The sequence below is a fragment of the Bacteroides bouchesdurhonensis genome, from assembly GCF_900155865.1.
In the GTDB taxonomy this organism is placed as follows: Bacteria; Bacteroidota; Bacteroidia; order Bacteroidales; family Bacteroidaceae; genus Bacteroides; species Bacteroides bouchesdurhonensis.
The window spans coordinates 2,911,285-2,927,309 of record NZ_LT707006.1 but is presented as its reverse complement, the minus strand read 5'-3'; the positions used below and the strand labels follow the sequence as shown (position 1 = coordinate 2,927,309).

Here is a 16,025-nt window from a genome sequence, read left to right as displayed (position 1 = left end):
ATGAATGAAAGACTAACAATTCAAGACCTTACCAACTTATTGGCTGCAAAACATAGCATGACCAAAAAAAACGCCGAGGCGTTTGTCAAAGAGTTTTTTCTTTTGATAGAGCAAGCCTTGGAGATTGATGGGTGTGTAAAAATCAAAGGATTGGGTACTTTCAAACTTATTGATGTAGATAGTCGGGAAAGTGTCGATGTGAATACAGGTGAAAGGTTTCAGATAAAGGGACATACGAAAGTGTCTTTTACTCCGGACCCAAACTTGAGAGATACGATTAATAAGCCTTTCTCACATTTCGAAACTGTCGTACTGAATGAAAATACAGTGCTGGAAGATACTGCGGTAGAAGAAACGGAAGAAGATGAAAATGAAGAGGCAACAGCTGCACAAGTAAGTGATAATAACAAGGATGGATTTGGTCAGACAGAAGATGAGATTGCTGAAATGCAAGAAACTTCTGAAATCAATGAACAGCCTGTACTGACTCAAGAAGCGCAAGTTGCCGAAGAAGTTATCATTAAGAACAATGCAGGTAATGATTCCGAAGCAGAAGAAATTGTCATTGAAGATAAAGTGGTGCGAGAGGAAATTGTAGAAGAATCTCAAGAGAAGAGTCTAGCTCTTGAAACGACCAAAGTAGAAAGGATAACTATACAGCCGGAAGAGACTATAACTAAACAGCGGCCTGAATCTAAAGATGTAAAACAAGATGCTCTTTCAGCTGAAACAATCATAGCCCAAGAACTTGCGAAAGCGAATATGAACCCGGTAACTCCTAAGGAACAACCGGAATTGGTTCGGCAGGAGCCTGTTACAGAAGTGATAGCTCAAAAGGAAAAATCTCCTGTCCCATATTTAATAGCTATAATTATTATTGTTTTATTATTATGTGGAGGTGCTGTTTTATACATTTATTATCCGGATATTTTCACTTCTTCCCCTAATAAGGAGGCTATTGACATGCCTGTGACTACTCAACCCGTACAGCCTGAGACACAGCTACTTGATAGTATTGGAAAGAAAGATACAACTGTCGTAGTTACTCCAAATGTTTCAAAAGAAGCGGAGAAAGTGACGGTTTCACACCCTATCGTGAAGACAGAACCGGAAACTTCTGCAAAGACAGAAAACAAAGCAACTCAGGAACAGGCTTCGGTTCCTGTATATTCTGACTCCGCATCTTATACAATTACCGGAACAAAAACTACCCATACAATTAAGAAAGGAGAAACTTTGACCAAAGTTTCGTTGCGGTATTATGGAACAAAAGGAATGTGGCCTTATATTGTAAAACACAATCCGAACGTTATAAAGAATCCGAATGCGGTTCCTTATGGCACAAAAATCAAGATACCGGAACTAACAAAAAAATAAAAAGATAATTACTTTCACCCGATCTATATGAGTAATATATGATCGGGTGAAATGTTATGGATATGCAAAACCGTATGAAAGTACCTTAATCTAAAGATTTCGCATTGTTTTTTAATAAAAATTAGTTGCAATCGTTAATTATATGGCGTACTTTTGGAAGCAAAATAAAAAACTAATTAAGTATTGCAAGGTACTTATTAATTATTGGAATTTAAATAATAAAATATTAAGTATTTATGGCTGAATCAATTGATATCCGCGAGTTGAATGAGCGGATTGAAAGACAAAGTGCTTTCGTTACCAATCTTACGACAGGTATGGACCAAATTATTGTTGGTCAGAAACATTTGGTTGAATCATTGCTTATCGGATTATTGTCCGACGGACACGTTCTCCTCGAAGGTGTACCTGGTTTGGCAAAAACTTTGGCTATCAAAACACTCGCTTCTTTAATAGATGCGAAATATAGCCGTATCCAGTTTACACCCGATTTATTACCTGCCGACGTTATCGGTACTATGGTTTACAGTCAGAAAGACGAATCTTTTAAAGTTCAGAGAGGTCCTATCTTTGCTAATTTCGTATTAGCAGATGAAATCAACCGTGCTCCGGCCAAAGTACAGAGTGCTTTGCTGGAAGCTATGCAGGAGCGTCAAGTAACTATCGGTAAAGAGACTTTTTTATTGCCGGAACCATTCTTGGTACTTGCAACTCAGAATCCGATTGAACAAGAAGGTACTTATCCGCTTCCTGAAGCACAAGTAGACCGTTTCATGCTGAAAGTAGTGATCGATTATCCAAAATTGGAAGAAGAAAAACTGATTATCCGCCAGAACATTAATGGAGATAAATTCAATGTAAGACCAATCTTGAAAGCGGATGAAATCATTGAAGCACGTAAAGTTGTTCGTCAGGTTTATCTCGATGAAAAGATTGAGCGTTATATTGTAGATATTGTATTTGCAACTCGTTTCCCAGAGAAATACGATCTCAAGGAACTGAAAGATATGATCGGATTCGGTGGATCACCTCGTGCTTCTATCAATCTGGCATTAGCTGCACGTACATACGCTTTCATCAAACGTCGCGGTTATGTAATTCCAGAAGATGTTCGTGCTGTTGCTCATGATGTTCTTCGTCATCGTATCGGATTGACATACGAAGCAGAAGCTAATAACATGACTTCAGACGAAATTATCAGTAAGATTCTGAATAAGGTTGAAGTGCCCTAATTTTCGATTATAATACAGTCAATTAGTAGTCATTAAATTTGTATGGCTACTTACTATTAACAACTGTATAATTATTAGAATGGAAACAAGTGAAATATTAAAAAAGGTTCGTCAGATTGAGATCAAGACACGCGGATTGTCTAACAATATCTTTGCAGGCCAGTATCATTCGGCTTTCAAAGGTAGAGGTATGTCTTTCTCGGAAGTTCGTGAGTATCAGTTTGGTGATGATATACGTGACATTGACTGGAATGTGACAGCGCGTTTCAACAAACCTTATGTGAAAGTGTTTGAAGAAGAACGCGAACTGACAGTTATGTTAATGGTTGATGTTTCCGGAAGTTTGGAATTTGGTACTGTCAAACAGTTGAAAAAGGATATGGTAACAGAAATTGCTGCTACTCTTGCCTTTTCAGCTATCCAGAATAATGATAAAATTGGTGTAATTTTCTTTTCGGACCGGATAGAAAAGTTTATTCCTCCTAAAAAAGGACGTAAGCATATTCTATATATCATTCGTGAACTGCTTGACTTTCATCCGGAAAGTCGACGTACGAATATTCGTCTTGCATTGGAATATCTGACTAATGTAATGAAAAGACGTTGCACTGCATTTATATTATCGGACTTTATCGATCAGGAAAGCTTTAAAAATGCAATGACCATTGCTAACCGGAAACATGATGTTGTGGCATTACAAGTGTATGATAGGAGAGTCAGTGATTTGCCTCCTGTAGGGTTAATGCGGATCAAAGATGCAGAAACAGGACATGAGCAATGGATTGATACTTCTTCTAAGGCAGTACGCCGTGCACATCGTGACTGGTGGGTCCAGAAACAAGCAGAATTGAATGACACATTTACCAAAAGTAATGTGGATGCTGTGTCTGTGAGAACTGATGAGGATTACGTAAAGGCATTGTTGAATTTATTTGCCAAACGAAATTAACGGAACTAAAGATGAATAGAAATTATATTCTGATAGCATTATTATGTCTACTGTGTATAAGTAGAGCAGCTGCACAATCTGTTACGGTGGAAGCAAAAATCGATTCGTTGCAGATATGGATTGGCGAACAGGCGAAGTTGCAATTGCAAGTAGCTATGGACGCTAAACAACGTGCAATCTTTCCGGCTTATACAGATACGATAGTACCAGGGATTGAAATTGTGGAAACAGCCAAACCGGATACACAATTTCTGAATGATCGCCAACGTATGCTGATCACTCAGGAATACACAATCACGTCTTTTGATTCGGCTTTGTACTATATACCACCGGTACCTGTCACTGTAGATGGAAAAGTTTATAAATCCAAGGCATTAGCATTGAAAGTTTATTCAATGCCGGTAGATACTCTTCACCCAGACCAATTTTTTGGTCAGAAAACTGTGATGAAAGCACCTTTCGCATGGGAAGATTGGTACGGTTTGATTGCTTGTTCTTTCTTGGCACTTCCTTTACTCGGATTATTGATTTATTTGATTATCCGCATTCGTGATAATAAACCTATTATACGAAAGATAAAGGTTGAACCTAAGTTGCCGCCACACCAGGCTGCTTTACAGGAAATAGAGCGCATCAAAAACGAGAAAGTTTGGCAAAAAGGACAGCCGAAGGAGTATTATACAGAACTAACAGATATAATTCGTACTTATATCAGAGACCGTTTCGGATTCAATGCGCTTGAGATGACATCGTCTGAGATTATAGATAAATTATTAGAAATCAAAGATAAAGAAGCTATATCAGATTTAAAATTTCTTTTTCAAACTGCCGATTTGGTGAAATTTGCAAAACATGCTCCGCAAATAAACGAAAATGACATGAATTTGATTAATGCCGTTGATTTTATTAATGAGACTAAGCAACCGGAGGAGGAAAATCAGAAACCACAGCCTACGGAAATCACGATTATTGAGAAACGTTCTTTACGTACGAAAGTATTGCTTATTTGCGGAATTGTATTGTTGTCGGCTGCATTGATGGGTACCTTTGTATATATAGGTCTACAGCTTTATGAACTTTTTGCATAAAAGAATGCACGTGGCTTGAATACTAAATAGTAAACTGTTAAAATGTAAATAAAATGGTTTTTGCCAATATTGAATATTTGTTTTTGCTATTATTGCTTATACCTTATATTGTATGGTATATCCTGAAGCGAAAGAAAAGTGAAGCAACTCTTCAGATTTCGGATGCCAGAGTATATGCCCATACTCCCAAAAGTTATAAGAATTATTTGCTACATGTTCCGTTTCTTCTGCGAATCATTGCTTTGGTGCTAGTTATTCTGGTACTTGCACGCCCGCAAACTACCAATAAATGGCAAAATAGCGAAATAGAGGGCATTGATATAATGTTAGCTATAGACGTATCTACCAGTATGTTAGCTGAAGATTTAAAGCCTAATAGATTGGAGGCTGCCAAAGATGTAGCTGCAGAATTTATTAATGGTCGTCCGAATGACAACGTTGGTATAACTTTGTTTGCCGGTGAGACTTTTACTCAATGTCCGCTAACAGTGGATCATGCAGTGCTACTTGATATGATCCATAATATAAAATGTGGCCTTATCGAAGATGGAACGGCTGTGGGAATGGGAATTGCGAATGCTGTCACTCGTCTGAAAGACAGCAAAGCCAAATCAAAAGTAATCATTCTTTTGACAGATGGTACTAATAATAAAGGTGATATTTCTCCTTTAACAGCAGCTGAAATAGCTAAAAGTTTCGGTATTCGTGTCTATACCATTGGTGTCGGTACAAATGGTTTAGCTCCTTATCCATATCCTGTCGGAAATACAGTACAATATATTAATATGCCGGTAGAAATTGATGAGAAGACATTGACGCAAATTGCCGGAACTACGGATGGAAATTATTTCCGAGCTACGAGCAACTCGAAACTACAAGAGGTATATGAAGAAATTGATAAGTTGGAGAAAACAAAATTGAATGTGAAAGAATATAGCAAGCGGGACGAAGAATATCAATGGTTCGCACTAGCTGCTTTCCTTTGCGTATTGTTGGAAGTTTTATTGCGGAATTCAATACTCAAGAGAATTCCATAAACTGAGTTTTTACCAATTGTAATCTGTAAATCGTTAAATAATAAGAAGATGTTTCGATTTGAAGAACCTGCATATTTATATTTATTGCTGTTATTACCTTTTTTAGCAGCTTTCTACTTGTATTCCAATTACAGAAGACGGAGGAATATCCGCCGATTCGGAGATCCAGTATTGCTGGCTCAGCTGATGCCTGATGTATCTAAATATCGTCCGGATATAAAATTTTGGATTTTGTTTGCAGCTATTGGCTTATTCTCTGTATTATTGGCTCGTCCTCAATTTGGTTCAAAATTGGAGACTGTGAAACGAAAAGGAGTAGAGGTTATCATTGCTTTAGATATTTCTAATTCAATGTTGGCGCAAGATGTACAACCAAGTCGTTTGGAAAAAGCAAAGCGATTAATCTCCAGACTTGTAGATGAACTGGATAATGATAAAGTCGGTATGATTGTATTTGCGGGAGATGCTTTTACCCAATTGCCAATTACTAGTGATTATATTTCTGCGAAAATGTTTTTGGAATCTATTAATCCGTCATTGATTTCTAAGCAGGGTACAGCAATTGGTGAAGCTATCAACTTGGCCGCACGTAGTTTTACTCCTCAGGAAGGGGTAGGACGCGCCATTATCGTTATTACAGATGGTGAGAACCATGAGGGGGGGGCTGTAGAAGCAGCGAAAGCCGCTGCGGAGAAAGGCATCCAAGTAAATGTTTTGGGAGTCGGTATGCCGGAAGGTGCACCAATTCCAGAAGTTGGGACTAATGATTATCGTCGTGACCGAGAAGGTAATGTAATTGTTACGCGCTTGAATGAAGCGATGTGTCAGGAAATAGCAAAAGATGGAAAAGGAATTTATGTACGTGTCGATAATACTAACTCAGCTCAGAAAGCCATTAACCAGGAAATAAATAAAATGGCTAAATCTGACGTGGAATCAAAGGTATATACGGAATTTAATGAACAGTTCCAGGCAATAGCGTGGATTATATTACTATTGTTATGGGCTGAAATATTAATTTTGGATCGTAAAAACCCGTTGTTTAAGAACGTTCATCTATTCTCTAATAATAAGAAGTAGTTATGCGTATGTCAAAAAGTAAATATATTCTGTTCCTTGTCTTTCTGTCGTTAGCTGCTGGGGCTTCGGCTCAAAAGGCAGAACGTGACTATATCCGCAAGGGAAATCGTTTGTTTAATGATAGTGTATTTGTAGATGCGGAAGTGAATTACCGAAAGGCTCTGGAGGCAAATCCTAAATCTACAGTGTCTATGTATAACTTAGGTAATACGCTTTCACAGCAGCAAAAGTTTAAAGATGCAATGGAGCAATATGCTGCTGCTAGTAACATTGAAAAGGATAAAACTAAGTTAGCTCAAATTTATCATAATATGGGCGTACTCCTTCAATCTGGTAAGGATTATGCTAAGGCAGTAGAGGCATATAAAATGTCTTTACGTAATAATCCTACGGATAATGAAACACGGTATAATTTGGCACTTGCACAAAAAATGCTGAAAGATCAACAACAAAATCAAGATCAAAACCAGAATCAAGATAAGGACAAGGATCAACAGCAGCAACAAGACCAAAAGCAGGATCAGAATAAAGATAAGCAAAACGACCAGAAGCAAGATGATAAAAAAGACCAGCAACAACCACCTAAGTCTGATAAGAAAGATAATCAAATGTCAAAGGAAAATGCTGAACAGTTACTGAATTCTGTAATGCAGGATGAAAAAGATGTACAGGACAAAGTAAAGAAACAACAGAAAATCCTTCAGGGAGGTCGCTTGGAGAAAGATTGGTAATAATAAAGTGGATGATATAAATTTCATAAGTAATGAGAAAACTGATTGTTATATTGATAGCATTGATGGCATATGGCTCTCAGGCATTAGCAGATAAAGTGACGTTTACTGCTTCTGCTCCTGATGCTGTGGTAGTAGGTGAGCAATTCAAACTATCTTTTACTGTAACTACACAAAATGTTAAGGAATTCCAGATACCGGCCATTAAGGGGTTTGATGTCTTGATGGGACCAAGCAGTTCAAAACAGAGTAGTACACAAATCATCAATGGTAATGTTACTTCCTCAAGTATTGTGGTGTTTACATATATTTTGATGGCAACAAATGTTGGTGAATATACAATTCCGGGAGCTTCAATTGTCGCTGAGGGAAATCAGATGGTATCAAACTCTGTAAAAATAAAGGTATTACCTCAAGATCAAGCTGGCAGTGGTGGTCAAAATGGTGGAGGATCTTCCGGCACAAGCGTATCTAATCAAGATTTGTTTATTAAAGCTATTGCTAGTAAAACAACAGTGTTTGAGCAGGAAGCATTTGTCTTGACATATAAAATATATACTAGGGAGACTAACCTACGTTTAGAGAATGCCAAACTGCCTGACTTTAAGGGCTTCCATTCTCAAGAGATTGAAATGACAGGAGAATCTAGATGGACTCAAGAACATGAAAATGGTCGCAATTATTTTACTACAGTCTATCGTCAATTTGTACTCTTTCCACAACAGTCTGGCAAGCTTCTGATAGATCCTGCCCAGTTCCAAATGATAATTAGGAAACCTGTGCAATCTGATGATCCATTTGACGCTTTTTTTAATGGTGGAAGCAATGTTGTAGATATAAGAAAAACGATTGCTACTCCTAAGATTGCAGTAAATGTGAGTCCTCTTCCAGAAGGTAAACCTGTTGGTTTTTCAGGTGGAGTAGGAGAATTCACTATTTCTTCCTCGATTAATAGTAAGGAAGTAAAAACCAATGATGCAATTACCATCAAATTAGTGATTTCTGGTACTGGAAATCTTAAACTGATATCAGAACCAAAAATCAAATTCCCGGATGACTTTGAAGTGTATGATCCTAAAGTTGATAATCAAGTCAGATTAACTCGCGAAGGACTTACGGGAAGTAGAATCATAGAATATCTTGCAATTCCAAGACATGCTGGGAGCTATAAAATACCAGGTGTAACTTTTAGCTATTTTGATATTCGTTCTAAGTCGTATAAGACTTTGAAAACAGAAGAGTATGTAGTAAATGTAGAGAAAGGTACGGGTAATGCAGACCAAGTAATCGCTAACTTCACTAATAAAGAAGATCTGAAGGTATTGGGAGAGGATATACGTTATATAAAGCAAAATAAAGTAACTTTCCATCCGAAAGGAAGTTTCATTTATGGTTCTATGACATATTGGTTATTCTATATCATCCCTGCGTTTGCTTTTATTATTTTCATTATTGTTTATCGTAAACAAGCTAGTGAAAATGCAAATGTTGCAAAGATGCGTACGAAGAAGGCAAATAAAGTAGCAACTAAACGTATGAAGTTGGCTGGTAAATTATTATCAGAAAATAAGAAGGATGCTTTCTACGATGAAGTTTTGAAAACATTGTGGGGCTATATTAGCGATAAACTAAATATTCCGGTTTCTCGTTTATCAAAAGATAATATTGAAGAAAAACTGAGAAACCATGGAGTAAATGAAGAACTAATTAAGGAATTCTTGAATGCCTTGAACGAGTGTGAATTTGCTCGCTTTGCTCCGGGAGATGAGAATCAAGCGATGGATAAAGTATATTCATCTTCTGTGGAAGTAATAAGCAAAATGGAAAATTCAATAAAACATTAATCCTGAAGAATTTGTGTCATGAAAAAAATATTGTTTTTCGCATTATTATCAATATCGATAGCTTGCTTTGGGCAAGACTCATTATCTACTGATACTCTTAGAATTGATTCAATTCATTCTACTGCATTTTCCAATAAACAAATGGAAAATGTTACCAAAGCAAAAGGAGATTCCGCATACGTTAAAAATGACTATGCATTGGCTATACAGATCTATGAGGATTTATTGGAAAATGGAGAATCAGCTGAAGTTTATTATAATCTAGGAAATAGTTATTATAAAATTGGTGAGATAGCTAAAGCTGTATTAAATTACGAACGTGCTTTACTTCTACAGCCAGGAAATAGTGACATCCGTGCTAATTTGGATATTGCACGTGCGAAAACTGTAGATAAAGTTGAAGCTGTCCCAGAAATATTCTTTGTTTCATGGACTAAAGCACTTATTAATAGTATGAGTGTTGATGCATGGGCTACTTGGGGGATTGTTTCTTTTATTCTCTTAATTGTTGCTCTCTACTTCTTTATTTTTTCCAAACAGATTTTATGGAAGAAGCTTGGCTTTATTTTCGGAATATTTTTTTTAATTATTACTGTATGTTCAAATCTCTTTGCTTCAGAACAAAAAGAGCGTTTAGTAAATAGAGATAATGCAATTGTCGTGAATCCTAGTGTCACTGTTCGTAGTACTCCAAGTGAAAGTGGAACTAGTCTTTTTATCCTTCATGAAGGACGAAAAGTGAATATCAAAGATAATTCCATGAAAGAATGGAAAGAAATACGATTAGAAGATGGTAAAGTAGGCTGGGTACCGGCTAACACTATTGAAGTAATCTAAAACGTTAAGAGAATTTATCAATTCAAGAAAAAAAGATAAGCAAATAATTTGTTTTATCTTTTTTTTTGCTTAAGTTTATAGCGTGATAAATGAATCACATAATATTAACCATTAAATTTATGAGACATGAGAACAATAACATTTAATGAACTTCGTAAGATTAAAGATTCATTGCCTAGCGGTAGCATGCATAGAATAGCGGATGAACTAGGTTTGCACGTAGATACAGTGCGTAACTTTTTCGGAGGCCATAATTTCAAGGAAGGAAAAAGTGTCGGAATACATCTTGAGCCTGGTCCGGATGGCGGGCTTGTAATGTTAGACGATACGACCGTTCTCGATCGGGCCTTAAAAATTCTAGATGAAATGAATTTGAGAATGCAAAAAGAGCAAGCTACCGAACCTGTGCAAGTTTAAAATATATCAGTTTGGGTCCCAATTGTGTCAAAACAATTGGGATTTCTTTTTTGTTTACCTTATAAAATGTATCATTTATGGAAGATAAATTAGTAACCCTAGCCATTCTGACATATACTAAAGCACAGATATTAAAGAATGTTCTTGAAAATGAAGGTATAGAAACATACATTCATAACGTGAATCAAATTCAGCCAGTTGTATCTTCAGGCGTGCGTTTAAGAATTAAAGAGAGTGATTTACCACGTGCATTAAAAATAACTGAAAGTTCTACATGGTTAGCTGAAAGTATAGTAGGAGAGAAGGACCCCAAAATTGAAAAGAAATCAAACAAGATATTGATTCCTGTCGATTTCTCAGATTATTCGATAAAAGCGTGTGAACTTGGATTTAATTTAGCAAATGCAGAGGATTCAGAAGTAATTCTTTTGCATGTTTATTTCACTCCAATATATGCATCTTCACTACCATATGGTGACGTTTTCAATTATCAGATTGGCGATGAAGAATCTGTAAAAATAATCATCCAAAAGGTACATTCCGATCTTAAAGCACTATCAGATAAAATAAAGGAAAAAGTTGCATCTGGAGAATTTCCTAATATTAAGTATGCTTGTATATTGCGTGAGGGTATTCCAGAAGAAGAAATCTTAAGATATGTAAAAGAACAACATCCCAAAGTTATCATAATGGGCACAAGGGGTAAAAACCAGAAAGATATTGATCTTATTGGTAGTGTTACCGCTGAAGTTATTGAACGAAGTCGTACAGCAGTATTGGCAATTCCTGAAAATACACCGTTTGAACAATTCAGTGACGTCAAACGAATAGCATTCCTAACCAATTTTGATCAAAGAGATTTGATTGCTTTTGAGGCATTCTTTAATGCATGGAAAGCATTTCATTTTTCCGTGTCGTTTATACATTTAGCTGAATCAAAAGATACTTGGGATGAAATTAAGCTTGCTGGTATAAAAGAATATTTTCATAAACAATATCCTGGGCTTGAGATACACTATGATGTTGTTATGAATGATAATCTTTTAAAGGGACTTGATCAATACATTAAAGATAATCAGATAGATATAATAACAATAACATCTTATAAAAGAAATATATTTGCTCGATTATTTAATCCTAGTATTGCACGAAAGATGCTTTTCCATTCTGATACTCCGTTACTTGTGATCAGATGATTATACGAGATGGAAAATTGGACTTATTTTTGAGGAATAATCACTATTATGTTTAATATAACATTGGGATGAATATATCTTCATCCCTTTTTTGTTCTATAAATAATATAGCATTTCTAAGACTTTATAATAAAATAAAGCCTCCCAAGAAAATTGGGGGGCTTTATAATTCTTAATAAACAAATTTTCAATAAAACATTTATTTATTCATTAACTTATCAATTTCTTCAAACTCTGGTCCCATATTCAAGTTGTAGTAAACACGGTAAAGACCTTGAACCCACAAATCTTTTTGTTCAGGTTTTAAAGCTCTAGCTTTTTCATAGAAGGGTTTAGCTTCTTCATAGAATTTCTTCAAAGTAGCTTGATTTTCAGCATATTTAGGATCATTGATATCAGTTGTTGCTTTTTCAACAAATTCTTGAGCTTTCATTAAGTATGCCAATCCGATGTTAGAATATGCTTCCACATATTCAGGATCAACAGCAATAGCTTTCTTGAAGTATTCAATAGCATTATCATAGTCTTTCATATTATGATAAAGATATGCTTTTACATACAAATACATTTTATTATTTGCATCTGCAGCTAACATTTTATCAGCGAATTCCATTGCTTTTGAAAGTTGGTTAGCATTACTATAATAATCAATCAAGTTAGCAAAGAAATAATCATTTCCTGGGAATTTCATAATACCTTGTTCTAATGATTTAACCCATGCAGCTGTATCCCCTTTTGCTTTGTAAGCATCTGAAAGTAATTGCATTGCAAATTTACCATTATCTACGTCATCTATAGCAATAGGTGCATATTTAATAATTGCATCCTTATCACCTATTCTATCAGCAGCTAGCGTTGCATAATATGCGATCAGTGACAATGAGGAATCTTTTTTTGCAATTTCTTGATCTGCTAACATAGGGTATGATGCTGATTCTACATATGTTGCAAAGAACTTTAAAGCTTCTTTATTTTGTTCCTTATTAAATACAAATACACCTCCATTGATCAAGTTAGAACGCTCATTTATCAAACTAGCAGCATTAGCCTTTCTATATTTGTTCTTAATTTTACCTTTTTCATCAGGTATTTGTGCTAACTCATCACATTTTGCAAAATATTCAAACATTTTAAGAATACTATTGTATGCTCTCAATGTATCAAGCTTTTTCGTTACAAAAGCATTCTTGGTCTCTTCAGTATTAATGCGTTTTTGAATATCTCCAGCAATGTTCCATGTTTCAGCAAGATCCTTAGTCTCAGGATTTTTGATTGCTTCACTGATTAGCTGTTCTGCTTTTCTTAAGTCAGGGTTTACATCAGTAGCTGCTCTTTTTGCTTCTTTTACGATCTTCATCTGAGCAAATGAGAAGCTGACAGTCATTAATAAAACCATTGAAAATAATACTCTTTTCATAATTGTTGTTCGATTAATTATTAATATTATGTCTATTCCTCTATTTCGTTGATATTCTCGTTATCATTGATATCTGCATCTTCAACAGAAGAATCAATATTCGAATTATTGATAATAGTTCCTTCAGTTTCCTCTGCAGGTACTTCGTCCTCGAGACTTTCTGTCATTACCTTACATACTGAGCCTATTTGATCATTACGTTTCTCAAGATTAATCAAGCGAACACCTTGAGTAGCACGTCCCATAATACGGAAATCTGCAACTTTCAAACGAATAGTGATACCTGATTTATTAATGATCATCAAGTCGTTCTCATCTGTTACAGACTTAATAGTCACTAATTTACCTGTTTTTTCGGTAATATTCATGGTTTTGACACCTTTACCACCACGATTAGTCTTACGATAATCTTCGATTTCAGAACGTTTGCCATATCCTTGTTCAGAAACAACCATTACGGTTTCAGTTTCCAAATCCTTAATACAAATCATTCCGACGACTTCATCTTGGTTGTCATTATCTAATGTAATACCACGTACCCCTGTTGCTGTACGTCCCATTACACGAACTGCGGCTTCGTGGAAACGAATAGCACGTCCGTTGCGATTAGCTATGATAATTTCATTATTGCCATTTGTCATACGAACTTCAATAACACTATCATCTTCACGAATTGTGATAGCATTCACACCATTCTGACGAGGACGGGAATATTGTTCAAGCAAAGTTTTCTTGATAACACCTTTCTTTGTACAGAATAATACATAATGGCTATTGATGAATTCCGTATCTTCCAGATTCTTGACACGTAAGTATGCTGTTACATTATCATCAGAATCAATATTTAATAGATTTTGAATGGCACGTCCTTTAGAATTCTTCGTACCTTCAGGAATCTCATAAACTTTTAACCAATAACATTTACCTTTTTGGGTAAAGAACATCATCGTGTTATGCATAGTAGCTGGATAGATATGTTCTACAAAGTCTTCATCACGAGTTTCAGTTCCTTTGGAGCCTACTCCACCACGATTTTGTGCACGAAATTCTGTTAATGGTGTACGTTTTATATATCCCATGTGAGATATTGTGATAATCATTTGATCATCTGCATAGAAATCTTCGGGATTGAACTCTTCTGAAGAATAAACGATTTCAGAACGACGTTCGTCACCATATTTTGCTTTAACTTCCAGCAATTCATCTTTCATCACTTTACGACATACTTCATCATCAGCTAATATACTTTCCAAATATGCGATTTGCTTCATTATTTCGTCATATTCAGCATGAAGCTGATCTTGCATCAAACCTGTCAGCTGACGTAAACGCATTTCTACAATCGCACGCGACTGTATTTCTGTCAGATTGAATCGTTCTATCAATCCTGCAATTGCATCATTAGGAGTTTTTGCAGCACGAATTATACGGATTACTTCGTCAATGTTGTCAGAAGCAATTATTAAACCTTCAAGAATATGAGCACGTTCTTTTGCTTTACGAAGATCAAACTGTGTACGGCGAATAACGACTTCATGTCTATGTTCAACGAAATATTTAATCAAGTCTCTAAGATTCAATATCTTAGGACGTCCATTAACCAAAGCGACATTATTAACACCAAAAGAAGTCTGCAAAGCTGTCATTTTATACAGCTTGTTCAACACAACACTTGCATTAGCGTCACGTTTGACATCAATCACAATACGCATACCTTCACGGTCAGATTCATCGTTAGCATTTGAAATACCTTCGATTCTCTTCTCGTTTACAAGATCAGCGATATATTTGATTAATTCTGCCTTATTGACATTATAAGGGATTTCTGTTACTACAATTTTATCATGTGTTTGCCCAGACTCAATTTCTGCTTTTGCACGCATAACTACACGGCCACGACCTGTCAGATATGCTTCACGCACTCCACTTACACCATATATATATCCGCCTGTTGGGAAATCCGGAGCTTTAACGTAGTTCATCAACTCTTCAACTGCGATTTCCGGATTGTCGATATAAGCATCACATGCATCTATAACTTCTGAAAGATTATGAGGAGGCATATTGGTAGCCATACCTACGGCAATACCAGAAGCACCGTTCACCAGAAGGTTAGGAATACGAGTAGGCATAACTTTAGGTTCAACCAGCGTATTATCAAAATTAGGTTCAAAATCGACGGTTTCCTTATACAAGTCATCCATCATAGCTTCACCTAACTTATTGAGACGAGCCTCTGTATAACGCATAGCTGCGGGGCTATCGCCATCTACAGAACCAAAGTTTCCTTGTCCATCTACCAAAGGATAACGCATAGCCCATTCCTGTGCCATACGTACCATCGCAAAATAAACGGAAGAGTCTCCATGTGGGTGGTATTTACCTAATACCTCACCCACAATTCTAGCTGATTTTTTATAAGGTTTGTCTGAAGTATTACCCAGTTCCATCATTCCATACAAAATTCTACGGTGGACTGGTTTAAATCCATCTCTAACATCAGGAAGGGCACGTGAAACAATGACCGACATGGAGTAGTCAATGTATGATGACTTCATTTCCTCCTCGATGTTAATCTTTATAATTCTGTCTTGTTCAAGCATTTAAAATGATTATTAATTATACATTCTTTGGTCTGTGAAAAACCATGCTAAATTACTACTTTTCCTTGATATACGAAAACTTTTATGTTACTTTTATTGATTTCCAACTAACAATCTTTAAATTTTCCTGCTATCTCTTACTTCCCATTTGAGATAATCACTATAATAAACTTTAATACGTAAGAATAAAAAGAGAAAAATTATAAATAAAGGCTGA

At 35.9% G+C, this 16,025-nt stretch carries 13 protein-coding genes; 11 read left to right on the top strand and 2 right to left on the bottom strand.

Translation table 11 applies throughout. The features are described from left to right. From CZ225_RS12300 to CZ225_RS12250, 11 genes are all read left to right on the top strand, one after another. Positions 1-1,377: an HU family DNA-binding protein gene (locus CZ225_RS12300; protein WP_077154274.1), complete on the top strand. Its 1,377-nt coding sequence runs from the start codon at positions 1-3 to the stop codon at positions 1,375-1,377. A 236-nt stretch (positions 1,378-1,613) separates the two neighbouring features. Next, entirely contained in the window at positions 1,614-2,609 is a 996-nt protein-coding gene (locus CZ225_RS12295) for an AAA family ATPase (protein WP_077154273.1), read from the top strand. Between the two features lie 79 nt (positions 2,610-2,688). Further along, a complete protein-coding gene (locus CZ225_RS12290; RefSeq protein WP_077154272.1) occupies positions 2,689-3,558 on the top strand; it encodes a DUF58 domain-containing protein in 870 nt (289 codons plus the stop codon). 11 nt (positions 3,559-3,569) lie between these two features. Then, entirely contained in the window at positions 3,570-4,646 is a 1,077-nt protein-coding gene (locus CZ225_RS12285; protein WP_077154271.1) for a BatD family protein, read from the top strand. Positions 4,647-4,699: 53 nt separating this feature from the next. Continuing rightward, entirely contained in the window at positions 4,700-5,683 is a 984-nt protein-coding gene (locus CZ225_RS12280; RefSeq protein ID WP_077154270.1) for a vWA domain-containing protein, read from the top strand. A 48-nt stretch (positions 5,684-5,731) separates the two neighbouring features. After that, entirely contained in the window at positions 5,732-6,763 is a 1,032-nt protein-coding gene (locus tag CZ225_RS12275) for a VWA domain-containing protein (protein WP_077154269.1), read from the top strand. An 8-nt stretch (positions 6,764-6,771) separates the two neighbouring features. Then, positions 6,772-7,494 carry a tetratricopeptide repeat protein gene (locus CZ225_RS12270; protein ID WP_187367602.1) on the top strand — a complete coding sequence of 241 codons (723 nt, stop codon included), beginning with the start codon at positions 6,772-6,774 and terminating at the stop codon, positions 7,492-7,494. A gap of 32 nt (positions 7,495-7,526) precedes the next feature. Then, entirely contained in the window at positions 7,527-9,338 is a 1,812-nt protein-coding gene (locus tag CZ225_RS12265) for a BatD family protein (protein ID WP_077154267.1), read from the top strand. Positions 9,339-9,356: 18 nt separating this feature from the next. Next, on the top strand, positions 9,357-10,175 hold the full coding sequence (locus CZ225_RS12260; protein ID WP_077154266.1) for a tetratricopeptide repeat protein: 819 nt from the start codon (positions 9,357-9,359) through the stop codon (positions 10,173-10,175). 126 nt (positions 10,176-10,301) lie between these two features. After that, positions 10,302-10,592, top strand: a complete 291-nt coding sequence (locus tag CZ225_RS12255) for a DNA-binding protein (RefSeq protein WP_077154265.1) — start codon at positions 10,302-10,304, stop codon at positions 10,590-10,592. Between the two features lie 77 nt (positions 10,593-10,669). Continuing rightward, positions 10,670-11,788 (top strand): universal stress protein, encoded by a 1,119-nt coding sequence (locus tag CZ225_RS12250; RefSeq protein ID WP_077154264.1) that lies wholly within the window; start codon positions 10,670-10,672, stop codon positions 11,786-11,788. A gap of 199 nt (positions 11,789-11,987) precedes the next feature. Here the strand turns inward: CZ225_RS12250 and CZ225_RS12245 are convergent, their stop codons facing one another. Continuing rightward, positions 11,988-13,205, bottom strand: a complete 1,218-nt coding sequence (locus CZ225_RS12245) for a tetratricopeptide repeat protein (protein WP_077154263.1) — start codon at positions 13,203-13,205, stop codon at positions 11,988-11,990. A gap of 32 nt (positions 13,206-13,237) precedes the next feature. Then, complete coding sequence (gene gyrA / locus CZ225_RS12240) at positions 13,238-15,808, bottom strand: DNA gyrase subunit A (RefSeq protein WP_077154262.1); 2,571 nt, start codon at positions 15,806-15,808, stop codon at positions 13,238-13,240. Positions 15,809-16,025 lie beyond the last annotated feature (217 nt).